Genomic DNA, 23,076 nt, shown 5'->3' with positions numbered 1-23,076 from the left:
AAGATGAAGCGCAACCTCACTCCCGCTGCAATTGTCGTTATCACCCTTGGTGGATGCGCCGTCGGCCCCGACTACGAAGCGCCGAAAACCCAGGCACCGGCGAGCTGGCAGGCCGCCCACGCCGGCGCCGGACAACTGCACCCGGTGGAGGGCAGTACCCGGCTCAGCGAGGACTGGTGGACCCTGTTCAGCGACCCGGTGCTGAACAACCTGCAACGCCGCGCCGACAAGGCCAGCCCGGACCTCAAGACTGCCGTGCTGCGCTTCGCCCAGAGCCGCCTGCAGCGGCAGATGGTGGCGGCCCAGCGCGGCGTCGACGTCAACGCTTCGGCCGCTGTGAATCGCCAGCGCCTGAGCGAGAACGGCTCCAACGCGCTGATGATCCAGCGCATCGCACCGACCGGTGACAGCGGCCAGATCGCCAAGGTCCTGGCCGAACCCTTCACGCTCTACCAGGCCGGCTTCGACGCTTCGTGGGAGCCCGACCTGTGGGGTCGCATCCGTCGCTCCATCGAGGCCGCCGATGCCAGTGTCGATGCGCAGCAGGCGATGTTGGAGGAAACCCGCCTGGGCATTTCGGCGGAACTGGCCCGCAGCTACTTCGAGCTGCGCGGCGTGCAGCAACAGATCGCCGTGGCGCAGCAGGACATCGCCGCCACCGAGGAATCCATGCAGCTGATCCAGGTGCGGGCTGATGGCGGGCTGGTGGATGATTTCGACGTCGAACGCCAGCGCGGCCAGCTCGCCGAGCTGCGTTCCAGCCTGCCGCCACTGCAGGCCAGCGAGAGCGCGGCGATCAACCAGATCGGCGTACTGATCGGCGCCGAGCCGGGCAGCCTGCGCGAGGACCTGAAACCCGTCGCGCAGACTGCGCCGCAGGCACCGGACCTGAGCCTCGGCCTGCCCTCGGAAGTGGCGCGCCGGCGCCCGGATATCCGCGCCGCTGAAGCCCAACTGCACGCCGCCACCGCCAACATCGGCGTGGCCGTGGCCGACCTCTATCCGACCATCCGCCTGGGCGCACATTTCGGCTACGAGTCGGTGGAAGACAGCAAATTCGGCGATTGGGGAAGCCGGACCTGGACGGTCGGCCCGAGCCTCTCTCTGCCGATCTTCGACAACGGCCGGCGTCGCTCGCAGATCAATCTGCGCAAGCTGGAACAGCAGGAAGCCGCCGTGTCCTACCAGCAGACCGTGCTCAAGGCCTGGCAGGAAGTCGACGACGCGCTGAGCCACTACGGCGCCGAACGCCAGCGCAACCAGCGCTTGCAGGAAAAACTGCGCAGCAGCGATATCGCCTATGGCATGGCCAAGGCGCGCTATGCCGGCGGCATGACCGACTTCCTGGTGGAACTGGACGCCCAGCGCGCCTACCTGCAATCACGCCGCGACGTGGTGGACAGCGATACCCAGCTGCGCCTGACGCTGATTGCCCTGTGCAAGGCACTGGGCGGCGGCACGCCGACGCCCGAGGCCAGCGCCAGCCGCTGAGGTCAGTTCTTCTGTGCGGTGACCTTGCCGTCGCGCAGGTCCTTGGCGACCCGCCGCTGCATCTCGTAGGCCGGAGCCTCCACGGCGTCGAAATCGTCCGTGTAACGCGTGGCGAAGCCCTGCACACCCCATTCCTGATACTGCTTCACGTGCCACAGCTCGTGGGCCCAGAGAGCGACGTCCTTCTGCGCGTCCTCTTCGCTGCGGAAGACGATCACGTCCACCAGGGTGACAGCCTCGGTGTCGGGGTTCTGCATGATCGCCTGGCCGGCGTTCAGGTCGTCCAGTGCGCCAATGGAATAACGCGCTGCCATCAGCACGTCATCGGCGAAGTAGGGCTGCAACTGAGCACGGATTTCCAGCGGCATCGGTTCGGTGCCGCCCTGCACAGCCTGATCGCGGGACTGCTGGAGCCACACGCCCAGCGCCTGGGCCGCCACCTTGCGGGTGTCGGTGAGTACTGGGCCGAGCACGGCGCCGAGGTCTGGCAGGCACATACAGGTATCCAGGCAGACCTGGCGCTGCCCTGACGGGCAAGTCACCGCCAGGGCATCGACGGAAACGGCCAATCCGGCAAGCAGCGCCAGGGCGCGCAGGATGCGGGTTGGGCAAAGGGATGACATGAATGGCTCCGCTACAACGTGGAGGAAGGCATGGCCTTTTGGACCACAGGCCGGCGCGATCATGCCATGCCGCCGGCAAAAAAAGAGGGCTGGCGCGACCGGTGAGACTTCTGCTAGCTTTTGCCCCATGAATGCCGCCAACCGTACCTTCCAGCAGATTATTACCACCATCGCTCCGATGGTGGGTTAGCGCATTCCGCGAACAACCAAACCCGCCTCCCGGCGGGTTTTTTAATGCCCGCCGTCCGAGGCTCCGATCATGGAGACACCGATGGACCAGGTATTCCCCCCACCACAGCACCCGCTGCAAGCGCTCATCCAGGCCGCCGACGAAGCCATCGGCCGCGAGGACTTCGACGCGCTGATCGACTTCTACACCGACGACGCCCTGCTGGTGGTCAAGCCCGGCCTGTTCGCACGCGGCAAGGGGCAGATCCGCCAGGCCTTCGTCGCCATCGCCGAGCACTTCGGGCACAACCTGCGGGTGCGCCAGGGGCGCCTGGAAATCCTCGAGACCGGCGACACCGCCCTGGTCGTGGCGCAGACCCTGCTCGACACCAGCCACGGCAAACTGACCCGCCGCGCCACCTACGTCTTTCGCCGCGAGGCCGACGGCGCCTGGCGCTGCGCCGTGGACAACTCCTACGGCACCGACCTGCTGGAGGCGACGACATGAATACCGGCACATTGCACCTGCTGTGCGGCAAGGCGGCCTCGGGCAAGTCCTGCCTGGCGCGGGAGCTGGCCGAGGCGCCGGGCACCGTGATGCTGGCCGAGGAACAGTGGCTGGCCGAACTGTTCCCCTGGGGCATCAGCAGCCCCGACGACTACCAGCTCTACGCCCGCCGTGTACGCAAGGTGATGGGGCCGCACGTGGTCGGCCTGCTGCGCGCCGGCACCAGCGTAGTGCTGGATATTCCCGCCAATACCCTGGCCGACCGCCGCTGGCTGATCGACCTCGCGCAACAGGCCGGCGCGGCGCATTGCCTGCACTTCCTCGACATCGACCCGGCCACCTGCCGCAGCCGCCTGCTGGCGCGCCATGCCATCGCCCCGCTGGCGGCCCCGCTGGACCCGGCCGGCTACGAGGCGCTCAACCGCTACTTCGTCGCCCCGCGCCCGGAGGAAAAACTGCGGGTGCAGCGCCATGGCGGCTGAGCGCGTAGAATCGCCGCCCCGATCCGCCGAATCAGCCTGTGTAGAAAGACCCGAAGCATGAACACCGACGCCATCGCTACCCTGCGCGAGCAACTGCTTGCGGCCCTGAACCCCGCCCCCGCGGAGACCCGCCGCCTGTTCCACGGCCGCGGTCGGCGCTGGCCGGGGCTGGAGCAGTTGACCGCCGACTGGCTGGAAGGCGTGCTGCTGGTTTCGCTGTTCCGCGAGCCTGCCGAAGGCGAGCTGGCGGCACTCAGGGCGATGCTGGTCGAACTGGCGCAAAGCGAAACCTGGCGCGCCACCGGCGCCCGCAGCCTGATGCTGCAGCACCGCTACACCCTGGAAAGCACCATGGAAGTGCTTCATGGCGACGCCTTCGACGGCTGGCAGATCAGCGAACACGGCCTGCGCTACCAGCTGGACCTGGGCCGCAAGCAGAACAACGGCCTGTTCCTCGACATGCGCTACGGTCGCCAGTGGGTACAGGCCAACGCCAGCGGCCTGCGCGTACTCAACCTGTTCGCCTACACCTGCGGCTTCTCCGTGGCGGCCATCGCCGGCGGCGCGCAGAAGGTGGTCAACCTCGACATGGCCCGCGCCGCGCTCAGCCGTGGCCGCGACAACCACCGTCTGAACGGCCACGATCTGTCCAGGGTGAGCTTCCTCGACCACGACCTGTTCAAGTCCTGGGGCAAGGTGAAGAAGTCCGGCCCCTACGACCTGATCATCATCGACCCGCCGAGCTTCCAGAAAGGCAGCTTCGTCCTCGACAAGGACTACGCCCGCGTCCTGCGCCGCCTGCCGGAACTGCTGGACGGCAGCGGTACCGTACTGGCCTGCGTGAACGACCCGGCCGTTGGCGTCGACTTCCTGCTCCAGGGCATGGCCACCGAGGCGCCGCAACTGCGTTTCATCGAGCGCTTGGAGAACCCGCCGGAATTCGCCGACATCGAGGAAGACAGCGGATTGAAGGCACTGGTATTTCGTCTCGATTGATCCGTAGGGCGCATAACGCCAACGGCGTTATCCGCCGTTTCATCGCTCCGGGGCACCTGAACGGCGGATAACCGTGAACGGTTATTCGCCCTACGCATGCCATACCTCCCGATGAAAGGCCGCACTACCCCTTGCGGCCAAGCCTTCACCACGCCATCCTTGGCACTGTATGTAAAACCAGTGCCCGCCGATGTCTGCGCCGCTCGACCCCAGCCTCTATTACCTGACCAACTTCCACCGCGCCCTCGACTGGATCGACGAGCGCTACGCCGACCTGCTCGACGCCGAGGAAGCCCGGTTCATCGCGGACTTCCGCGCGCTGCCGCTGCCCTCGCGGGCGCTGCTGGTACGCCTGGTCATGCGCAAGGGGCCGCACTTTCGCGCCAGCAAACTGAGCTATGCCGAGATCGGCGATATCCCCGAGGCCGCCGCGCCGCTGCTGGAGCTGGGCTGGCTGAGCGATGACTACCCGCTGGCACTGGACGAACTGCTGCCGTTGCTGCTCAAGGATGAACTGCTCGCGCGCTTCCGCGACGACCTGCCGCGCGGCTCGCTGAAGAAGGCCGAGTTGTACGAGCACCTGCACGCCTATCACGAGCAGGTGCAGCCATTCGACAGCTGGTACCCGGACCTCGACCGCCTCTATACCCTCATGGCGACGCCGCTGTGCGACCGTCTGCGCCTGCTGTTCTTCGGCAACCTGCAGCAGGACTGGTCCGAATTCGTCCTCGCCGACCTCGGCATCTTCCGCTACGAAACCGTCCCCTTCACCCCCGATTCCCGCGCCTTCCGCCGCCGCGATGAACTGGAGGCCTACATCCACCTGTGGAATGGCGCCGTCCGCTTCGACGCCGGCGAATCCATCGCCGAGCTGCTGGTCGAACTGGGCGAGTTCCGCAGCGACAACGCCTACCTGCAAGCCCGCCACGCCCGCCTGTTGTACCGCATGGCCTATCAGCTGGAGCGTGAAGGCGAGCTGGACGCCGCCCTGGCGCTCTATCGGCGGACCACTGCCGGGGGCTCACGACAGCGGCAGATCCGCGTGCTGGAACGCCTGCAGCGCTTCGATGAAGCGCATGCACTGGCCCAGGCCGCACTGACCGCGCCGGAAAGCGACGGCGAGCTGCAGCTTGTGGAGCGCGCGCTGACGCGACTGGTCCGCCAGCTTGGCCTGCCGAAGGAAAAAGCGGCCAAGCCCGTACCACCATTGCGTATCGACCTGGAACTGCCGCGCCCCGACGTCAACGTCGAATTCGCCGTGCAATCCGTGCTCCACGAGGAAGAGGCGCCAGTGCACTACGTGGAGAACGCGCTGGTCTGCAGCCTGTTCGGCCTGCTCTGCTGGGACGTGATCTTCGCCCCGCTGCCCGGCGCCTTCTTCCACCCCTTCCAGGCCGGGCCCAGCGATCTGTATCGCGGCGATTTCGTCAGCCGCCGCGCCGAAGCCTTCGCCGCCCGCCTGGCACTGCTGGATAGCGACGCGTATCTCTCGGCCATCCGCGACACCTACGCCACCAAGTCCGGCATCCTCTCGCCTTTCGTGCACTGGGAACTGCTGGATGAAAACCTGCTGGAGCAGGCCCTGCACTGCCTGCCGGCGGCACACCTGAAGCTGTGGTTCGCGCGCCTGCTGGCCGACCCGAAGGCCAACCGCGCCGGCATGCCCGACCTCATCCAGTTCTGGCCCAGTGAGGCGCGCTACCGGATGATCGAAGTGAAAGGCCCCGGCGACCGCCTGCAGGATAATCAAAAGCGCTGGCTGGCGTTCTGCGCCGAGCACGGCATGCCGGTAGAAGTCTGCTACGTGCGCTGGCAGGGTGAGGCGGACGAAAGCCAATGAGCTACGCCGTCGCCGTGCGCGCGCTGTGCGAATTCACCGCCAAGGAAGGTGACCTCGACCTGCGCTTCACCCCCGCGCCCACTGCCCAGGAAGGCATGGCCGGGCACGCCACGGTGGTCTCGCGCCGGGGCCTTGGCTATATCGCCGAGTTGCCGCTGCGCGGGGAGTATCCGGGGCTGGTGGTCAGCGGCCGCGCCGATGGCTACGACCCCGACGCCAACCTGCTGGAAGAGATCAAGACCCACCGCGGCGACGTCGCGCGCATCCCGCAGAACCACCGGCTGCTGCACTGGGCACAGGTGAAGGTGTACGGCTGGCTGCTGTGCCAGACGCTGGAGACCGACGCCATCGATCTCGCCGTCGTCTACTTCAACGTCATCACCCAGAAGGAAACGGTATTCCGCGAGCGCTTCGTCGCCGATGACCTGCGCACCTTCTTCGAGCTGCAATGCAGCCGCTTCGTGAAATGGGCCGAGCAGGAAAGCGCCCACCGCATCGAACGCGACCAAGGCCTGGAGGCGCTGCGCTTCCCCTACGCGGACTTCCGCCAGGGCCAGCGCATGCTCGCCGAATCGGTCTACCGCGCCGCCCGCGACGGCCAGACGCTGATGGCCCAGGCCACCACGGGCATCGGCAAGACCCTCGGCACGCTGTTCCCGCAGCTCAAGGCGTTCCCCGGGCAGAAGCTGGACCGGCTGTTCTTCCTCACCGCCAAGACTCCCGGCCGGCGCCTGGCCCTCGACGCCCTGGCGACGCTGCGCCAGCAGGACGCCGCGCAGCCGCTGCGGGTGCTGGAGCACGTCGCCCGCGACAAGGCCTGCGAGCACCCGGACAAATCCTGCCATGGCGACTCCTGCCCCTTGGCCAAGGGTTTCTACGACCGTCTGCCCGCCGCCCGCGAGGCCGCGCTCAAGCATCGCTGGCTGACCCAGGAAGCACTGCGCGACGTGGCGCTGCAGCACCAGGTCTGCCCCTACTACCTGAGCCAGGAACTGTGCCGCTGGGCCGACGTGGTGGTGGGCGACTACAACTACTATTTCGACATGAGCGCCCTGCTCTACGGCCTTACCGTGCTCAACGAGTGGAAGGTCACCCTGCTGGTGGACGAGGCGCACAACCTCATCGAGCGCGGCCGCGGCATGTACAGCGCCGAGCTGGACCAGTCCGAGTTCAACGCCCTGCGCAAGGTCGCCCCGGCCGGGCTGAAAGGCGTGCTGGAGCGCGTCGGCCGCCACTGGAACCAGATGCACCGCGACCAGGAGGTCGACTACCAGATCTACCCGACGGTGCCGGACCTGTTCATCGCCGCGCTGCAGAAAGCCGTCAGCGCCATCACCGACCACCTCACCGACCAGCCCACCGGCAACGAGGCCGAACTGCTGCGCTTCTACCTCGACGCCATGCTGTTCTGCCGGCTGGCCGAAGCCTACGGACCGCACTCGCTGTTCGACATCACCCGCCACGACGGCAGCGGCCAGCGCACGCTCTCCACCCTGTGCCTGCGCAACGTGGTGCCGGCGCCCTTCCTCGAACCGCGCTTCGAGGCGGCCCACAGCACCACGCTGTTCTCCGCCACGCTGAACCCGGCCAATTACTACGCCGACCTGCTCGGCCTGCCGGAAGACACCACCTGGCGCGAAGTGGAATCGCCCTTCCGCGCCGAGCAACTGGAAGTCCATGCGCTGAGCAACCTGTCCACCCGCTACCAGCACCGCGAGGCCAGCCTGTCGCCGATCAGCACGTTGATGGCCCGGCAGTTCCGCACGCGCCCCGGCAACTACCTGGCCTTCTTCAGCAGCTACGCCTACCTGCAGCAGGCGCTGGAACGCTTCGCCGCCGAGCACCCGGATATTCCGCGCTGGGTGCAGTCGCGCAGCATGAACGAGCTCGAGCGCCAGGCCTTCCTCGACCGCTTCACCACGCACTCGCAGGGCATCGGCTTCGCCGTGCTCGGCGGCGCCTTCGGCGAGGGCATCGACCTGCCGGGCGAGCGCCTGATCGGCGCCTTCATCGCCACGCTGGGCCTGCCGCAGGTGAACGAGGTCAACGAGGAAATCAAGCAACGCATGCAGGCGATGTTCGGCGACGGCTACGACTACACCTACCTGTTCCCCGGCCTGCAGAAGGTCGTCCAGGCGGCCGGACGGGTGATCCGCACGCCCACGGATTCGGGGGTGATCTACCTGCTCGATGACCGTTTCAACCAGCCGGCGGTGCGGCGCCTGCTGCCGGGGTGGTGGAAGCCGGAGCGGCTGAGGTTCGTTGCCGATCCGCCGCGCTCGAAAACGCCGCAAGGTTTTTTGCTGCTTTGACCCTGCACTGTTCTCCCTAGACGGTCCTTATCCGCGAAGGCCGTCGCGGCGGATATGGCAGCCACAGAGATCTTCTTCAGTACATCGCCTGTCGACCATCCGCGGAGAAGCTCCGCTCCAACGCGAGCAGAAACGCTGGAGCCGGCCCTTCGAAGAGATCCGGCGCGTCCGAACAACCATCGGACCAACCGCCATTGACGGCATCTCCCCACTCGATAAACTGTATATCCATACAGTTATTTTCGAGCCATCCCATGCACTATCCATACCATCTTCTTCCCTGGCACTCCTGCCAGGCGCATGACCGTCGCCGTTCGCCGGTCGAGAGTGCATGATGGGCAGCGTGGTTGCGCTCGACACCCTGTTCCACCGGCGGCAGGTCTGGAAAGGTCAGCCCCAGGGGCTGCCGCCCAGCCAGCAACCCACCGGCCACGCCGCGCTGGATCAGGCCCTGCCCACCGGTGGCTGGCCGGAAGCCGCCCTCAGCGAAATCCTTCTGGCAGCAGAAGGCGTCGGCGAACTGCAACTGATCTGGCCGACCCTGGCACGACTCAGCGCAGCCGGCGAACGTATCGTGCTGGTCGCACCGCCCCACATCCCCTACCCGGCCGCCTGGCAGGCGGCTGGCGTGGAGCTAGATCAGATGAGTATCGTCCGCGCCGCTGGCCGTGACGCTCTCTGGGCTGCCGAACAGTGCCTGCGCTCGGGCAGTTGTGGTGCCGTGCTGTGCTGGCCGCAACAGGCCGACGACCGTGCCCTGCGTCGCCTGCAGGTGGCTGCCGAAACCGGGCAGACGCTGGCCATCGCCTACCGCTCGCAGCGTGAAGGGTTCAATCCCTCGCCCGCCGCCCTGCGCCTGGCACTGGACGCCAACCCGGCGCAATTGCGCGTGCTCAAGTGCCGTGGCGGCCTGGCGCCGACGCGGCCCATCCCGTTGCCCTGGCACTGAGGCCGTCATGCTCTGGGCCTGCATTCTCCTGCCACAGCTGGCAATGGACGGCGCGCTCCGTGGCCGTCCCGAGCCGGACGCCGCCCTGGCACTGCTCACCGGACCAGCGCAACGCCGCGTGTTGCAAGCGGTGAACCCGGCGGCACGGGCGCTGGGGCTCAAGCCCGGCCAGTCGCTCACCGCCGCCCAGGCCCTGAGCCGCGATTTCGAAACCGCCGAGTACGACCTGCGCGAAGTGCAGCGCTGGCAGGACCTTCTGGCCGCCTGGGCCTATGGTTTCAGCTCGCAGGTCAGCCAGCACTACCCGCGTGCGCTGCTGATGGAAGTGCAGTCCAGCCTGCAACTGTTCGGCCCCTGGCCACGCTTCGAGGCGCGCCTGCGCGAAGAGTTGAACGCCCTGGGTTTTCGCCACCGCATCACCGCTGCGCCCAATCCGGCCGCCGCGCGCATCCTCGCCAATGGCCACGATGGGCTGGCCATCCACGATAACGAGCAACTGCGTCAGTACCTGGGCAGGATGCCACTGGACCGCCTCGGCCTGGAGCGCAACGCCGCCACCTCGCTGAACCGCATGGGCCTGCGCAGCCTGCAGCAACTGCTTGCCCTGCCACGCGAGAGCCTGGCCCGGCGCTTCCCGCCGCAGGTACTGCGCCAGGTCGACACCCTGCTCGGCCAGCGCCCGCTGGCCCTGGAGTTCCACCGGCCACCGGACAGCTTCGAGTCGCGCATCGAGCTGAACTTCGACGTGGAATCCACCCAGGCCCTGCTCTTCCCGCTGCACCGCCTGACCGGCGACCTGGGCGCCTTCCTCGCCGGGCGCGACAGCGGCGTGCAGCGCTTCGTCCTGCACCTGGAGCACCACGACGGCCCGGACACCCAGATGCCGGTGGGCCTGCTCAGCGCCGAGCGCGAGGCGGCGATGCTCTTCGAGCTGAGCCGGGGCCGCCTGGAACAACTGCAACTGCGCGCCCCGGTACACAGCGTGCGGCTCATCGCCGACGACTTGCCGCCCTTCGTGCCGCAACACCGCGAGCTGTTCGACGACCGTCCGCAGCAATCCCAACCCTGGGAACAGCTGCGTGAACGCCTGCGCGCTCGATTGGGCGACGACGCCGTGCACGGCCTCGGCGCCTGCGCCGAACACCGCCCGGAGCGCGCCTGGCAGGGCAACTCCACACCGCGTCTGTCCATTACCGAGGTCCCGCGCCCCGGCTGGCTGCTGGCAGAACCGCAACCGCTGCGCGAATTCGCCCCCACCCTGCTGGCCGGCCCGGAGCGCATCGAGTCCGGCTGGTGGGACGGCGAGGACATCCGCCGCGACTACTACCAGGTACGCACCCGCAGCGGGCAGCGCGCCTGGGTGTTCCGCCCGGTGGGCGACGACGGCCCGTTGCTGCTGCACGGCTGGTTCGCATGAGCGCGCCGGTCGAAGGCATCGACTATGCCGAGTTGCACTGCCTGTCCAACTTCAGCTTCCAACGCGGCGCCTCCAGCGCGGCCGAGCTGTTCGAGCGGGCGAAGAAGCTGGGCTACCGCGCCCTGGCGATCACCGACGAATGCAGCCTGGCCGGCATCGTCCGCGCCTGGCAGGCCTCGAAGGAAACCGAGATTCCCCTGATCACCGGCAGCGAACTGAACATCGAGCAGGGCCCGAAACTGGTGCTGCTGGCGGAGAACCTCGCTGGCTACGAAAACCTCTGCCGCCTGCTCACCCACGCCCGGCGCCGCGCCGAGAAAGGCAGCTACCGCCTGGTACGCGCGGACTTCGACGGCAACCTCGACTACCTGCTGGCGATCTGGCTGCCGCGAGACGACCAGGATCAGGACGGCCTGTGGCTGCGCGAAAGCTTCCCCGAGCGCCTGTGGCTGGGCGTCGAGCTGCACAAGGGCCCGGACGACGCCGGCAAGCTGCATCGCCTGCGCGAACAGGCCGCGCGCCTGGCCATCCCCGCCGTGGCCTGCGGCGACGTGCACATGCATATCCGCGGCCGCCGCGCCCTGCAGGACTGCATGACCGCCATCCGCCAGCACCTGCCGGTGCACGAGGCCGGCCAGTATCTCTATCCCAACGGCGAGCGGCATTTGCGGCCGAGGGAGGCGCTGGCGGCGATCTATCCGGACGATTTGCTGGCGGAGACTTTGAAGATTGCCGAGCGTTGCACCTTCGATCTCGGTCAACTGGATTATCAGTACCCGCGCGAGCTGGTGCCCGAAGGTCACACGCCCACCACCTGGCTGCGGGAGAAGACCGAGGAAGGCATCCTGTGCCGCTGGAAAGACGGCGCCGATGCCGCCGTCCGCCAGCGTGTCGAGGATGAACTTGCGCTGATCGCCGAGCTTGAGTACGACAGCTACTTCCTCACGGTCTACGACATCGTCGCCTTTGCCCGCAGCCAGAGCATTCTCTGCCAGGGACGCGGCTCGGCGGCCAACTCGGTGGTCTGCTTCGCCCTTGGCATCACCGAGCTGGACCCGACCCGCGAACACGTACACCTGCTGTTCGAACGCTTCATCTCCCGCGAACGCAATGAGCCGCCGGACATCGACGTCGACTTCGAGCACGACCGCCGCGAGGAAGTCATCCAGTACGTGTTCCGCCGCTACGGCCGCACGCGCGCGGCGCTCACCGCCGTGGCCAGCACCTACCGCGGCGCCGGCGCGGTGCGCGACGTGGCCAAGGCGCTGGGATTGCCGCCGGACCAGGTCGGCGCGCTGGCCGACTGCTGCGGCGCCTGGAGCCGCGAAGCGCCGCCGCCCGAGCGCCTGAGAGAGGCCGGCTTCGACCCGGAAAACCCGATCCTGCGCCGCGTGCTGGCCCTGACCGGGCAACTGGTCGGCTTCCCCCGGCACCTGTCCCAGCACCCCGGCGGCTTCGTGATCTCCCAGCAGCCGCTGGAAACCCTGGTGCCGGTGGAAAACGCCGCCATGCCCGAGCGCACGCTGATCCAATGGGACAAGGACGACCTCGACGCCGTCGGGCTGCTCAAGGTCGACGTGCTCGCCCTCGGCATGCTCAGCGCCCTGCGCCGCTGCTTCGACCTGATCGAGCGTTATCGCGGGGAACGCTACACCCTCGCTTCGCTGCCCCAGGAGTGCAAAAAGACCTACGCCATGATCAGCCGCGCCGACACCGTGGGCGTGTTCCAGATCGAATCCCGCGCGCAGATGGCCATGCTGCCGCGCCTCAAGCCCGAGACCTTCTACGACCTGGTGATCGAAGTGGCCATCGTCCGCCCCGGCCCGATCCAGGGCGACATGGTGCATCCATACCTGCGGCGGCGGAACAAGGAAGAGCCGGTCGTCTACCCCTCCGAGGAGCTCAAGCCGGTGTTCGAGCGCACCCTCGGCGTGCCGCTGTTCCAGGAGCAGGTCATGCAACTGGCGATCATCGCCGCCGAGTACACGCCCGGCGAAGCCGATCACCTGCGCCGCTCCATGGCCGCCTGGAAACGCCACGGCGGGCTTGAGCCGCACCGCAAGAAACTGTTCGAACGCATGACCGCCAAGGGCTACAAGCAGGAATACATCGCCCGCATCTTCGAGCAGATCAAGGGTTTCGGCAGCTACGGCTTCCCCGAATCCCACGCCGCCAGCTTCGCCCTGCTCACCTACGCCAGCTGCTGGCTGAAATGCCACGAACCGGCGGCCTTCACCTGCGCCCTCATCAACAGTTGGCCCATGGGTTTCTACAGCCCCGACCAACTGTTGCAGGACGCCCGCCGCCACGGCCTGGATATCCGCCCGGTGGACGTACGCCACAGCCACTGGGACTGCACCCTGGAACCCATCGCCGAACGCCAGCCGGCAATCCGCCTTGGCCTGCGTCTGGTGCGTGGGCTACGCGAGGATGTCGCCAACACCATCGCCCAGGCGCGCGAACTACGTCCCTTCGTCGACGTCGCCGACCTCTGCCTGCGTGCCCATCTGGACCACCGTGCCCGTGAACAGCTGGCCGACGCCGGCGCCCTGCGGGGCCTCGCCGGCCACCGGCACAAGGCGCGCTGGGCGATTGCCGGGGTCGAGCCGCAACTGCCGCTGTTCGCCGGCCAGGTCACCGAGGAAGCGCCGGTCAGCCTGCCGCTGCCCAGCCGCGGCGAAGACCTGCTGACCGACTACGCGACCCTGGGCACCACCCTCGGCCCGCACCCATTGACCCTGCTGCGCGGCTCCCTCAAGGCCCGCCGCTGCCGCAGCTCGCGGGACCTGCTCAAGCTCGAAGCCGACCGCCCGGTGCGCGTCGCCGGCCTGGTCGTCGGCCGCCAACGCCCCGGCACCGCCAGCGGCGTCACCTTCGTCACCCTGGAGGACGAGTTCGGCATGATCAACGTGATCGTCTGGCGCGACCTCGCCGAACAGCAGCGCCGCCCCTTCCTCAGCGCCCGTTTGATGCAGGTGGACGGCACCCTGGAAGCCAAGGACGGCGTGCGCCATGTGATCGCCGGGCGGTTGACGGATTTGAGTAGACTGCTGGAGGGGTTGGATGTGCGGAGTCGGGACTTCCACTAACCGCTTGCATCCTGGCCTCAGCTCAGGCTTGGAACTTTCAAGAGCCGTACTGGAGTTTCTCGAACCAAACGTTCAGCGAAAGAAAAAGATGCATTTACCCGCACCGTGCCGACAAAACGAAACATCATTTTGATATCAGACATCATCCGAATATAGAGAGGCGCCGGTAGGAAAAAGCGGATTGAACAATATCTCCGCCCTCACATCGAGATCGACGGCCGATAATCCAGCTTCGTCTAGGATCACCATCAAGAAGATTAAACGCCGAAGAAATAGCGGCTGCGAAGGGATGTGGTATGAAGTTCTTCGAGAAACTCGATGCGTTCGCGGGCAAGGCCCGTCAGGAAAGTATCTCCAACAAAAACTCCAACACGACAGGCACTCGCTCGGTTCACGCCTTCCTCCGCTCCATCCTGGAGTACGGCATAGACAACCCCGACGAGATCATCTGCGACTACTCCTGCCGGATCGGCGAAAATCGGGTTGAACAGCTCGCCTACGCTATCGTCCTGGATCAGTCCATCCATTGTTTGGTCAAACAGGTCGAGCATGGAACGCGCATGGGTGCATTCCAGCGCAACGCCCTCTCCCGAGCCCACAACGCCTGCGCCGCTAGCCTTTCCATTCTCACGGATGGACGGGTCTATGAATTCTTCGCTGACCTGCTCACCCCCGGGATAATGGACAGAACCCCATTCCTCGTCGTCGATCTGCGAAACATCGATGCACCATCCGTATCCAAGCTCAAGCTCCTGACCAAGTCAGCCTATCGTTCGATTCCCACGACCCAGTCCCCGGAAGAGCTGAACTACATCAAATCGATCAGCCACGAGCTCAAAAGACGGATTACCAAGCCCGATGAAGACTTCATGAAGAACTTCTGTCGAGCCGGCCTGTAGCTCCTTCCGGCGGTTCACACGCGAAGAGCGACAACCAGGCGAATACCCATCGGTGGATTGATTTGAAGGTTGCAGCTTGGCAACCTGCTCTCCTCCACTGCCAGTACGAGTTCCATGATCACCCTCCGCCACATCGAAGTCTTCCGCGCGGTCATGACCACCGGCAGCGTCACCCGCGCAGCAACGTTCCTGCATACCAGCCAGCCCACCGTCAGCCGCGAACTGGCGAGGCTGGAACAACTGGTCGGCTTCGAGCTGTTCCTGCGCGAGCGCGGGCGGCTGGCGCCGACGGCGCGGGCGTTGATGCTGTTCGAGGAGGTGGAGCGCTCCTTCACCGGACTCGACCGCATCGTCGCCTTCGCCGACAGCCTGGGGCAGTTCGCCGAGGGCAAGTTCTCCATCGGTTGCCTGCCGGCGCTGTCCCAGGCGCTGCTGCCGGAAGCCTGCAAGCGCTTCAGCCGGGAGAACCCGGCCATCAGCCTGGAAGTGGCGGCCCTGGAATCGCCGCACCTGGAGGAAGCCCTCAGCGCCCAGCACCACGATATCGGCCTGATCGAGAACGACGACGCCCCGCGCGGCACCGAATTGCAGCCGCTACTGGCGGTGGACGAAGTATGCATCCTTCCAGACGGCCATCCGCTGCTGGCCCGCGAGCGCCTGGAGACGGCGGATTTCGCCGGCCTGCCCTTCGTCAGTCTGGCCACCAGCGACCGCTACCGGCACCTGATCGACGCCGTGTTCCTCGGCGTCGGCGTGCAACGGCAGATGCAGGTGGAAACCCACAGCGCCGTCTCGGTGTGCAGCATGGTCCGCGCCGGTTTGGGCCTGGCCGTGGTCAACCCGATCACCGCGCTGATGTTCCAGGGCCAGGGCATCCAGCTGCGGCCGCTGGCCTTCTCGCTGCCGTTCCAGGTGAGCGTGGCGAAGCCGCTGTATCGCCCTGCTACCCCGCTGCGCGAGCGCTTCGTCGCGGCACTCCAGGCAGAAGCGGGCGTGCTGGTACAGCGCCTGCGCGAAGCCGGTGTGGGCTGCACCCTATATCAAAAATGAATTGATTGAATAACAAGCGGCATTATTCAGCCAATCAAAGGCCCGGTAGACTAGCGCCATCTATATTCGGAGCCCATTCATGACTTTCCTCGCCCTGCCCCGCGCCGAACAGCTCGCCCTGCAATTCGGCACCCCGCTGTGGATCTACGACGCCGCCACCATCCGCGGTCAGATCGAGCGTCTGAAGAGCTTCGACATCATCCGCTTCGCCCAGAAGGCCTGCTCCAACCTGCACATCCTGCGCCTGATGCGCGAACAGGGCGTGAAGGTCGACGCTGTCTCCCAGGGCGAACTGCTGCGCGCCCTGGCCGCCGGCTATTCGTGCCGCGAGGATGAATCCGAGATCGTCTTCACCGCCGACCTGCTGGACCGCACCACCCTGGAAACCGTGGTCGAGCACGGCATCCCGGTGAACGCCGGCTCCATCGACATGCTTCGCCAGCTGGGCGAAGTCGCTCCCGGCCACCCGGTGTGGCTGCGCATCAACCCCGGTTTCGGCCACGGCCACAGCAACAAGACCAACACTGGCGGCGAGCATTCCAAGCACGGTATCTGGCACAGCGACTTGCGCGCCGCCCTGGACGTGATCCGCGAACGCGGCCTGCGCCTGGTCGGCCTGCACATGCACATCGGCTCGGGCGTGGACTACGGTCACCTGGCCCAGGTCGGCGAAGCCATGCTCGGCCTGGTGCAGCAGGTGAAGGACGCCGGCCACGACCTGTCGGGCATCTCCGCCGGCGGCGGCCTCTCTATCCCCTACCGCGCCGGCGACCCGGAAGTGGACACCGCACACTACTTCCAGCTGTGGAACAAGGCGCGCAAGGCCGCCGAGGCCGTGGTCGGCCACTCGCTGCACCTGGAGATCGAACCAGGCCGCTACCTGGTCGCCCAGTCCGGCTGCCTGCTCAGCGAAGTGCGCGCCACCAAGGACGCCGGCCGCAACCACTTCGTGCTGGTAGACGCAGGCTTCAACGAGCTGATGCGCCCGTCCATGTACGGCAGCTACCACGGCATCCGCGTGCTGGCCGGCGACGTGGCCAGCCGCGAGGTGATCGACACCGTGGTGGCCGGCCCGCTGTGCGAGTCCGGCGACGTGTTCACCCAGGGTGACGGCGGCGTGGTCATCCCCCGCGCCCTGCCGCGCGCCCAGGTCGGCGACCTGCTGCTGATCGAGGACACCGGCGCGTACGGCGCGTCCATGTCGTCGAACTACAACAGTCGCCCGCTGATCGCCGAAGTGCTGCTCGAAGGCGCCGAAGCGAAGCTGATCCGCCGCCGCCAGCGGGTGGAAGAGCTGTTGGCGCTGGAAGAAGAGCTGGGCTGAGCCCGGATGTAAGCCATCTCCGCCCGAGCTCTGCGGCTGGGCATACCCTCTCCCCCCGCCCTCTCCCTAAAGGGAGAGGGAGATCTGGCACGAGTAATCCGTAACCTACAGGATTGCACCCTTCTCACCGATCGATCCGCGTCGACAGAATGATCGACGACATCGTCCGCTCCACCCCATCCAGCGCGCCGATGCGGTCCAGCACGGCGTCCAGGTCGCGGATCGACAGCGCCTCGACGATCACGATCATGTCGAAGTTGCCGCTCACCGAATGCAGTGTCTTCACCTCGATGATCTTCTCCAACGCCTGCACCACCTGGTGCGAGAGCTTGGGCAGCGCCGTCACCAGCACGTGGGCGCGCACCAGCGACTGGGCGTAGCTGTCCGACACCTTGATCGAATAGCCACTGATGATCCCCTGCTGCTCCAACCGCTCGATACGGCTCTGCACCGTGGAGCGGGACACGCCGAGCTTGCGCGCCAGCTCGGAAATCGACTCGCGGGCATTGGCGCGCAACAGGTTCAACAAGGCCGCATCAGCGTTTTTCGTCATATTGCTCATTGGATTGATCAATCTGCCTGAAAGCTCTCGCCAATCTTGCAGATTGCCGGATTCATTTCAACGACCAGCTTTGCAATAGTGATCGCCAAGGCGAGCCCACCAGCTCGCCATTTCTTTGCCCGCGCGCCGCTCATCGACTGGCTCCTGCGGGCCACGCGATGCCTTGCCAAGCTGGTCGAGACAGACCGGCAGACTGATAACCGGGAGATTCCAATGCACAAGAACCGCCATCCCCACACCCCCGGCAAGAAACCGGTGACCATCTTCGGCCCGGACTTCCCCTTTGCCTTCGACGACTGGATCGAGCACCCCGCCGGCCTGGGCAGCATCCCCGCCGAGCAGCACGGCCAGGAAGTGGCCATCGTCGGCGCCGGCATTTCCGGGCTGGTGGCGGCCTACGAGCTGATGAAAATGGGCCTGAAGCCCGTGGTCTACGAAGCCTCGAAGATGGGCGGTCGCCTGCGCTCGGAGACCTTCGAAGGCGCTGACGGCATCATCGCCGAGCTGGGCGGCATGCGCTTCCCGGTGTCCAGCACGGCCTTCTACCACTATGTCGACAAGCTGGGCCTGGAAACCAGACCCTTCCCCAACCCGCTGACCCCGGCGTCGGGCAGCACCGTGGTCGACCTGGAAGGCACCAGCCACTACGCGGAGAAGATCGACGACCTGCCGGAAATCTTCCGCGAAGTCGCCCAGGCCTGGGCCGACGCGCTGGAAGACGGCGCACGCTTCTCCGAGATCCAGGACGCCATCCGCGAGCGCGACACGGTCAAGCTCAAGGCCCTGTGGGACGAGTTGGTGCCCAAGTGGGACGACCGCACCTTCTACGACTTCGTCGCCAGCTCCAAGGCCTTCTCGCGTCTGTCCTACCGCCACCGCGAAATCTTCGGCCAGGTCGGTTTCGGCACCGGCGGCTGGGACTCGGACTTCCCCAACTCCATGCTGGAAATCTTCCGCGTGGTGATGACCAACTGCGACGACCACCAGCATCTGGTGGTGGGCGGCGTCGAGCAGGTGCCGCGCGGCATCTGGAGCCATGTGCCGGAAAACTGCGCGCACTGGCCGGCCGGCACCTCCCTCGCCTCGCTGCACAACGGCGCGCCGCGTCCGGGCGTGAAGAAGATCGCCCGCGCCGACGACGGCACCTTCGCCGTCACCGACTACTGGGGCGATACCCGCCATTATGCGGCCGTCCTGGCAACCTGCCAGACCTGGCTGCTGACCACCCAGATCGAGTGCGAGGAAGCGCTGTTCTCGCAGAAGATGTGGATGGCCCTGGACCGCACCCGCTACATGCAGTCGTCGAAGACCTTCGTGATGGTCGACCGGCCGTTCTGGAAGGACAAGGACCCGCAAACCGGCCGCGATGTGATGAGCATGACCCTCACCGATCGCCTCACCCGCGGCACTTACCTGTTCGACAACGGCGACGACAAGCCGGGGGTGATCTGCCTGTCCTACTCCTGGATGAGCGACGCCATGAAGATGCTCCCGCACCCGGTGGAGAAGCGCGTGCAGTTGGCCCTGGACGCGCTGAAGAAGGTCTACCCGAAGGTCGACATCGCCGGGCACATCATCGGCAATCCGATCACCGTGTCCTGGGAGGCCGACCCGCACTTCCTCGGCGCCTTCAAGGGCGCGCTGCCGGGCCACTACCGCTACAACCAGCGCATGTACGCGCACTTCATGCAGGACGACCTGCCCGCCGAACAGCGCGGCATCTTCATCGCCGGCGACGATGTGTCCTGGACCCCGGCCTGGGTGGAAGGCGCGGTGCAGACCTCGCTGAACGCCGTGTGGGGCATCATGAAGCACTTCGGCGGCGCGACTCATCCGGAGAACCCCGGCCCTGGCGATCGCTTCGCCGAGCTGGGCCCGATGGCGCTGCCGGACTGAAGCCCGGCTGACAAAAACCGCCTCGCGCACGAGTGGGATCGGGTGCAAACTGCCTGACCCGCTCGTGCTTTTTTCAAGGAGACCCTCATGTACCTCGCCCTCTACCAGTGCCCTCCCGGCCCCGAAGACGTCGCCGGCAACCTGCAGCGTCTGGAACAGGCAGCGCGGCAGGCGGTGCAGAACGGCGCAGACCTGCTGGTCCTGCCGGAGATGTTCCTGTCCGGCTACAACATCGGCGCCAAGCGTGTCGCGGAGCTGGCGGAAAGCTGCGACGGCTCGTCCGCCCTGCGCATCGCCGAGATCGCCCGTGAGCACAAGCTCGGCATCCTCTACGGCTACCCCGAACGTGGCGCCAACGGCGCCATCTTCAACAGCGTGCAACTGATCGACCGCCAGGGCGAACGCCGCGCCAACTACCGCAAGACCCACCTCTACGGCGATCTCGACCGCAGCCAGTTCAGCGCCTCCGACGAGCCGCCGGCGATCTTCGAGCTGGACGGCTGGAAGATCGGCCTGCTGATCTGCTTCGACGTGGAATTCCCCGAAGCCGTGCGCACCCTTGCCCTGGCCGGCGCCGACCTGGTGCTGGTGCCCACCGCCAACATGCACCCCTACGAATTCGTCGCCCAGGTGCTGGTGCCGACCCGCGCCTACGAGAACCAGGTGTTCCTCGCCTACGCCAACTACGTCGGCAGCGAGGGCGAAATCGAGTACTGCGGGCTGAGCAGCATCGTCGCCCCGGATGGCCAGGTGCTGACCAAGGCCAAGCACAGCGAGGAATTGCTGGTGGCCGAACTGGACCCGCAGCGCATCGCCCTGTCGCGCGAGGGGTACAGCTATGTGCACCTGCGGCGGCCGGTGCTCTATCGCAGCTGATAAAAAGCCCGGCACTCCGCCGGGCTTTCTCCATCGGTGCTGCAACTTCTCTTGTAGGACCGAGGGGGATGCCTAGTCCTTGCTCGCGAGCAGACTCTTCAGCAGCTTCGGCGTCAGGCGGGTTCGCGAGCAAGCTCGCTCCTACAGGTTCGGCATTTCCGTAGTATTGCGGTGGCACGCCTGGCAGCTGCGCACCGGCCCGCTGGCGTGGAAAGCCTGCAAGCGTTCGAGATGGCAGCTCTGGCAGAGCTGATGGAAATCCGCCTCGATTCGCACGGCCAGCGCCGGGCTCTGCTTGTGGCAGAGAATGCAGGTGCGGTTGCCGGAAACCGAAGGCGACTGGTCCTTGTAGTCGTGGTGGCAGGTGATGCAGTTCACCGAAGCGTGCGGCTCATGGGGGAACGCCAGCGGCATCAGCGGGCGGCTTCGCTGCCAGTGCCCGTGGGCGAACCACGCCCCCGATGACAGCAGCAAGACGGCGGCGACGGAAAGACCGATCCAGGTGCGCTTCACAACGGCAGCTCCACATTCGCCAACAAACTGTAGAGCACCGACACTCCGAGGATCACCCCGCTGGCTGCCAGTGCGAACCAGGTGGCGCGCCGGGCGGTGTTGCGCTTGCGTCCGCTGAGGCCATTGGCTGGTCTGGGCAGGCGTGGCCAGGCGGCGGCCACCAGCATCAGAGCTGTCAGCAACGCGCTCTTCCAGACTCCTGCGCTGTAGTAACCCGCGCCAAGCACGTGCACGGCCATCAGCAACAGGGCGAGCAGGCTGCCACCGTAGTGCCAGCGACGGAACGACGCCGCATGGCTGCTCCAGCGCGGACGCACGCGATTCAGACTGGAAATCGCCAGCAGCAGCATCAGGATGGCCGACGCCAGCCCGGCCAACATGTATCCCGGCGCGGAGGGAAGCAGGTCCTCGATCAGCAACGGCTCATCGACCAGCAACACGACGATGTGCACCAGCAGCAACGCGATGGCGGCGAAGCCCAGGTCGCGATGCAGGCGCAGGAAGAACTTGCCTTCATAGAGCGGGCGCGGCTGGGGGCGGCCGCCGATGACGAACAGCAGCCCCAGCAGGCAGGCGCCGAGCAACCCGGCAGCGTTGGCGAAATCCCAGGCATAGCCGAGCCCCGGCATGGCGCCGAGGCCGAGCAGGATGGCGACCGGCAGCAGGCAGCCGAGCGCCAGGCGCGCGATCAGCGCAGGCATGGGGGACTCCGAACGGGGGACTATCGCCGCAGGCTAGCAAGCGCCGGCGGCGCGCGAGTGTCGCTGCCTGCCAGACGAATTGCCAGCGCTGCCATCACCCGCCGATCTGATGTTGTAGGAGCCATGTCCTACAAAGGCCGATCCCCACTAGAGGTCCAGCACCAACCGCGCCGACTTCGCCCGCGAGACGCAAGCGCAGATCTGCTTGTTGGAGGCCTTCTCCTTGTTCGACAGGCAGTTGTCGCGGTGCTCCGGCTCGCCCTCCAGCACTTCGACGATGCAGGTGCCGCAGATGCCTTCGCGGCACTCGGTATCGATGTCGCAGCCATGGGCCTGCAGCACGTCCACCAGCGTCGAGTCCGCCGGTACGTGAAGCACCACACCTGAGCTGGCCAGTTCCACTTCGAAGGAGCCGGCCGGCGCCGCGTTGGCGGCTGGGTCGGCCTGGAAGTGCTCCAGGTGAATGGCATCTTCCGGGCGGCTGCGCGCGGCGATCTCCACCACCTTGTTCATGAACGGCGCCGGGCCGCAGGTGTAGACGTGGGCCTGCTGCGGCGCACGCGCAAGGCACTCGCCCAGCACGCTGTCGAGGTCAGCAGGCTCAACACCGTAATGCAGCTCGACCTTGCCGGTGAACGCCTCGCTGGCCAGCAGCTCGACAAATGCCGCATGCTCGGCGGACCGGGCGAAGTAATGCAGGCGATACGGCTCGCCCTTGGCATTCAGCCGGTAGGCCATGCTCAGCAGCGGTGTGACACCGATGCCCGCAGCAAACAGCACGTGCTCGCGGGCTTCCGCTGCCAGGCGGAACAGGTTGCGCGGCGCGCCGATGTCCAGCTCCGCGCCTTCCTGCACGTCGTGCAGGGCACTGGAGCCGCCACGGGACGCGCCCTCCTTCTTCACCGCCACCAGGTAGGCGGTGCAGTCGTCCGGCGGGCTGCACAGCGAGTACTGACGCGTCACCCCGGTGGGTCCGGTGACGTCGACGTGGGCGCCGGGCTCATAGGCGTCGAACGGCTGGCCATCACAACGTACGAGACGCAGGGAACGGATGTCCTGCGCTTCCTCGACGATCCTTTCGATTCTGACCTTCATCATGGCGTTACCTGCAAGGCGTTGATTGCGGGCTCTGTGGCCCCTTTCCGGCCTCTTTGTTACGAGCGGACGGGTGTTTCGGTTGGTTAATGGAGCGGGCCGGGGCCCACTCGGAAAATTTGGGAGTGGACGGTTGTTCCCTCTCCCCCGCCCTCTCCCTGAAGGGAGAGGGAGTGGTCCGTGCCGGCTGATGCGGAAGTGCCATCCTGCGCCGTACGGTCCCCTCTTTTGCAGGGAGAGAGCGGTTCGCAGTGCCTGGAGCGCGCGGTGTTTCCAGCCCTGCCG

At 66.5% G+C, this 23,076-nt stretch carries 20 protein-coding genes; 14 read left to right on the top strand and 6 right to left on the bottom strand.

The genetic code is table 11. The features are described from left to right. Window positions 1-3: 3 nt before the first annotated feature. Complete coding sequence (locus PNI01S_RS07070) at window positions 4-1,491, top strand: efflux transporter outer membrane subunit (protein ID WP_084357691.1); 1,488 nt, start codon at window positions 4-6, stop codon at window positions 1,489-1,491. Window positions 1,492-1,493: 2 nt separating this feature from the next. Here the strand turns inward: PNI01S_RS07070 and PNI01S_RS07065 are convergent, their stop codons facing one another. Next, window positions 1,494-2,114, bottom strand: coding sequence for an eCIS core domain-containing protein (locus PNI01S_RS07065; protein ID WP_024762737.1), 621 nt, complete (start codon window positions 2,112-2,114; stop codon window positions 1,494-1,496). A 271-nt stretch (window positions 2,115-2,385) separates the two neighbouring features. Between PNI01S_RS07065 and PNI01S_RS07060 the strand changes: the two genes are divergently transcribed. The 11 genes from PNI01S_RS07060 (at window position 2,386) to lysA (ending at window position 17,148) form a co-directional block, all read left to right on the top strand. Then, on the top strand, window positions 2,386-2,790 hold the full coding sequence (locus PNI01S_RS07060) for a YybH family protein (protein WP_256576558.1): 405 nt from the start codon (window positions 2,386-2,388) through the stop codon (window positions 2,788-2,790). Further along, window positions 2,787-3,272 carry a P-loop nucleotide/nucleoside kinase family protein gene (locus PNI01S_RS07055; RefSeq protein WP_084357689.1) on the top strand — a complete coding sequence of 162 codons (486 nt, stop codon included), beginning with the start codon at window positions 2,787-2,789 and terminating at the stop codon, window positions 3,270-3,272. Before PNI01S_RS07060 ends, PNI01S_RS07055 begins: the two co-directional genes overlap by 4 nt. A 57-nt stretch (window positions 3,273-3,329) precedes the next feature. Continuing rightward, window positions 3,330-4,268: a class I SAM-dependent methyltransferase gene (locus tag PNI01S_RS07050; RefSeq protein WP_084357688.1), complete on the top strand. Its 939-nt coding sequence runs from the start codon at window positions 3,330-3,332 to the stop codon at window positions 4,266-4,268. Window positions 4,269-4,458: 190 nt separating this feature from the next. Beyond that, entirely contained in the window at window positions 4,459-6,108 is a 1,650-nt protein-coding gene (locus PNI01S_RS07045; protein ID WP_084357687.1) for a VRR-NUC domain-containing protein, read from the top strand. Beyond that, window positions 6,105-8,420 (top strand): ATP-dependent DNA helicase, encoded by a 2,316-nt coding sequence (locus PNI01S_RS07040; protein WP_065083878.1) that lies wholly within the window; start codon window positions 6,105-6,107, stop codon window positions 8,418-8,420. Before PNI01S_RS07045 ends, PNI01S_RS07040 begins: the two co-directional genes overlap by 4 nt. 334 nt (window positions 8,421-8,754) lie before the next feature. Next, window positions 8,755-9,369: a translesion DNA synthesis-associated protein ImuA gene (imuA, locus tag PNI01S_RS07030; protein ID WP_024762730.1), complete on the top strand. Its 615-nt coding sequence runs from the start codon at window positions 8,755-8,757 to the stop codon at window positions 9,367-9,369. A gap of 7 nt (window positions 9,370-9,376) precedes the next feature. Continuing rightward, on the top strand, window positions 9,377-10,786 hold the full coding sequence (locus PNI01S_RS07025; protein WP_024762729.1) for a Y-family DNA polymerase: 1,410 nt from the start codon (window positions 9,377-9,379) through the stop codon (window positions 10,784-10,786). Beyond that, a complete protein-coding gene (locus tag PNI01S_RS07020; protein WP_084357686.1) occupies window positions 10,783-13,875 on the top strand; it encodes an error-prone DNA polymerase in 3,093 nt (1,030 codons plus the stop codon). The genes PNI01S_RS07025 and PNI01S_RS07020 overlap by 4 nt, the downstream gene beginning before the upstream one ends. A gap of 296 nt (window positions 13,876-14,171) precedes the next feature. After that, window positions 14,172-14,774 carry a hypothetical protein gene (locus PNI01S_RS07015; RefSeq protein ID WP_024762251.1) on the top strand — a complete coding sequence of 201 codons (603 nt, stop codon included), beginning with the start codon at window positions 14,172-14,174 and terminating at the stop codon, window positions 14,772-14,774. A gap of 114 nt (window positions 14,775-14,888) precedes the next feature. Next, window positions 14,889-15,824, top strand: coding sequence for a LysR family transcriptional regulator (locus PNI01S_RS07010; RefSeq protein WP_084357685.1), 936 nt, complete (start codon window positions 14,889-14,891; stop codon window positions 15,822-15,824). Between the two features lie 79 nt (window positions 15,825-15,903). After that, window positions 15,904-17,148: a diaminopimelate decarboxylase gene (gene lysA, locus PNI01S_RS07005; RefSeq protein ID WP_084357684.1), complete on the top strand. Its 1,245-nt coding sequence runs from the start codon at window positions 15,904-15,906 to the stop codon at window positions 17,146-17,148. Between the two features lie 124 nt (window positions 17,149-17,272). Here the strand turns inward: lysA and PNI01S_RS07000 are convergent, their stop codons facing one another. Next, complete coding sequence (locus tag PNI01S_RS07000; protein ID WP_037006486.1) at window positions 17,273-17,701, bottom strand: Lrp/AsnC family transcriptional regulator; 429 nt, start codon at window positions 17,699-17,701, stop codon at window positions 17,273-17,275. A 17-nt stretch (window positions 17,702-17,718) separates the two neighbouring features. Next, a complete protein-coding gene (locus tag PNI01S_RS28610; RefSeq protein ID WP_256204873.1) occupies window positions 17,719-17,844 on the bottom strand; it encodes a hypothetical protein in 126 nt (41 codons plus the stop codon). Between the two features lie 79 nt (window positions 17,845-17,923). Here PNI01S_RS28610 and PNI01S_RS06995 point away from each other — a divergent pair, with 79 nt between their 5' ends. Beyond that, the gene (locus PNI01S_RS06995; RefSeq protein WP_084357683.1) at window positions 17,924-19,606 is read left to right on the top strand and encodes a flavin monoamine oxidase family protein; all 1,683 of its coding nucleotides are present in this window, start codon (window positions 17,924-17,926) and stop codon (window positions 19,604-19,606) included. Between the two features lie 87 nt (window positions 19,607-19,693). Beyond that, window positions 19,694-20,482, top strand: a complete 789-nt coding sequence (locus PNI01S_RS06990; protein WP_084357682.1) for a carbon-nitrogen hydrolase family protein — start codon at window positions 19,694-19,696, stop codon at window positions 20,480-20,482. Window positions 20,483-20,623: 141 nt separating this feature from the next. Here PNI01S_RS06990 and PNI01S_RS06985 read toward each other — a convergent pair whose 3' ends face one another. The 3 genes from PNI01S_RS06985 to PNI01S_RS06975 form a co-directional block, all read right to left on the bottom strand. After that, the gene (locus PNI01S_RS06985; RefSeq protein WP_084357681.1) at window positions 20,624-20,995 is read right to left on the bottom strand and encodes a cytochrome c3 family protein; all 372 of its coding nucleotides are present in this window, start codon (window positions 20,993-20,995) and stop codon (window positions 20,624-20,626) included. Then, a complete protein-coding gene (locus PNI01S_RS06980) occupies window positions 20,992-21,696 on the bottom strand; it encodes a ferric reductase-like transmembrane domain-containing protein (RefSeq protein ID WP_084357680.1) in 705 nt (234 codons plus the stop codon). Before PNI01S_RS06980 ends, PNI01S_RS06985 begins: the two co-directional genes overlap by 4 nt. A 147-nt stretch (window positions 21,697-21,843) precedes the next feature. Next, window positions 21,844-22,794, bottom strand: coding sequence for a PDR/VanB family oxidoreductase (locus PNI01S_RS06975; RefSeq protein WP_024762259.1), 951 nt, complete (start codon window positions 22,792-22,794; stop codon window positions 21,844-21,846). Window positions 22,795-23,076 lie beyond the last annotated feature (282 nt).

This window comes from Pseudomonas nitroreducens NBRC 12694, from assembly GCF_002091755.1.
GTDB classification, from domain to species: domain Bacteria; phylum Pseudomonadota; class Gammaproteobacteria; order Pseudomonadales; family Pseudomonadaceae; genus Pseudomonas; species Pseudomonas nitroreducens.
The sequence above is the reverse complement of the archived record's forward strand: the minus strand, read 5'-3'. Positions and strand labels throughout refer to the sequence as shown.

Coding starts and splice junctions, on each gene's coding strand:
- PNI01S_RS07070 (WP_084357691.1), top strand. CDS start 4: ATGAAGCGCAACCTCACTCCCGCTGCAATTGTCGTTATCACCCTTGGT.
- PNI01S_RS07065 (WP_024762737.1), bottom strand. CDS start 2,114: ATGTCATCCCTTTGCCCAACCCGCATCCTGCGCGCCCTGGCGCTGCTT.
- PNI01S_RS07060 (WP_256576558.1), top strand. CDS start 2,386: ATGGACCAGGTATTCCCCCCACCACAGCACCCGCTGCAAGCGCTCATC.
- PNI01S_RS07055 (WP_084357689.1), top strand. CDS start 2,787: ATGAATACCGGCACATTGCACCTGCTGTGCGGCAAGGCGGCCTCGGGC.
- PNI01S_RS07050 (WP_084357688.1), top strand. CDS start 3,330: ATGAACACCGACGCCATCGCTACCCTGCGCGAGCAACTGCTTGCGGCC.
- PNI01S_RS07045 (WP_084357687.1), top strand. CDS start 4,459: ATGTCTGCGCCGCTCGACCCCAGCCTCTATTACCTGACCAACTTCCAC.
- PNI01S_RS07040 (WP_065083878.1), top strand. CDS start 6,105: ATGAGCTACGCCGTCGCCGTGCGCGCGCTGTGCGAATTCACCGCCAAG.
- imuA (WP_024762730.1), top strand. CDS start 8,755: ATGGGCAGCGTGGTTGCGCTCGACACCCTGTTCCACCGGCGGCAGGTC.
- PNI01S_RS07025 (WP_024762729.1), top strand. CDS start 9,377: ATGCTCTGGGCCTGCATTCTCCTGCCACAGCTGGCAATGGACGGCGCG.
- PNI01S_RS07020 (WP_084357686.1), top strand. CDS start 10,783: ATGAGCGCGCCGGTCGAAGGCATCGACTATGCCGAGTTGCACTGCCTG.
- PNI01S_RS07015 (WP_024762251.1), top strand. CDS start 14,172: ATGAAGTTCTTCGAGAAACTCGATGCGTTCGCGGGCAAGGCCCGTCAG.
- PNI01S_RS07010 (WP_084357685.1), top strand. CDS start 14,889: ATGATCACCCTCCGCCACATCGAAGTCTTCCGCGCGGTCATGACCACC.
- lysA (WP_084357684.1), top strand. CDS start 15,904: ATGACTTTCCTCGCCCTGCCCCGCGCCGAACAGCTCGCCCTGCAATTC.
- PNI01S_RS07000 (WP_037006486.1), bottom strand. CDS start 17,701: ATGACGAAAAACGCTGATGCGGCCTTGTTGAACCTGTTGCGCGCCAAT.
- PNI01S_RS28610 (WP_256204873.1), bottom strand. CDS start 17,844: ATGAGCGGCGCGCGGGCAAAGAAATGGCGAGCTGGTGGGCTCGCCTTG.
- PNI01S_RS06995 (WP_084357683.1), top strand. CDS start 17,924: ATGCACAAGAACCGCCATCCCCACACCCCCGGCAAGAAACCGGTGACC.
- PNI01S_RS06990 (WP_084357682.1), top strand. CDS start 19,694: ATGTACCTCGCCCTCTACCAGTGCCCTCCCGGCCCCGAAGACGTCGCC.
- PNI01S_RS06980 (WP_084357680.1), bottom strand. CDS start 21,696: ATGCCTGCGCTGATCGCGCGCCTGGCGCTCGGCTGCCTGCTGCCGGTC.
- PNI01S_RS06975 (WP_024762259.1), bottom strand. CDS start 22,794: ATGATGAAGGTCAGAATCGAAAGGATCGTCGAGGAAGCGCAGGACATC.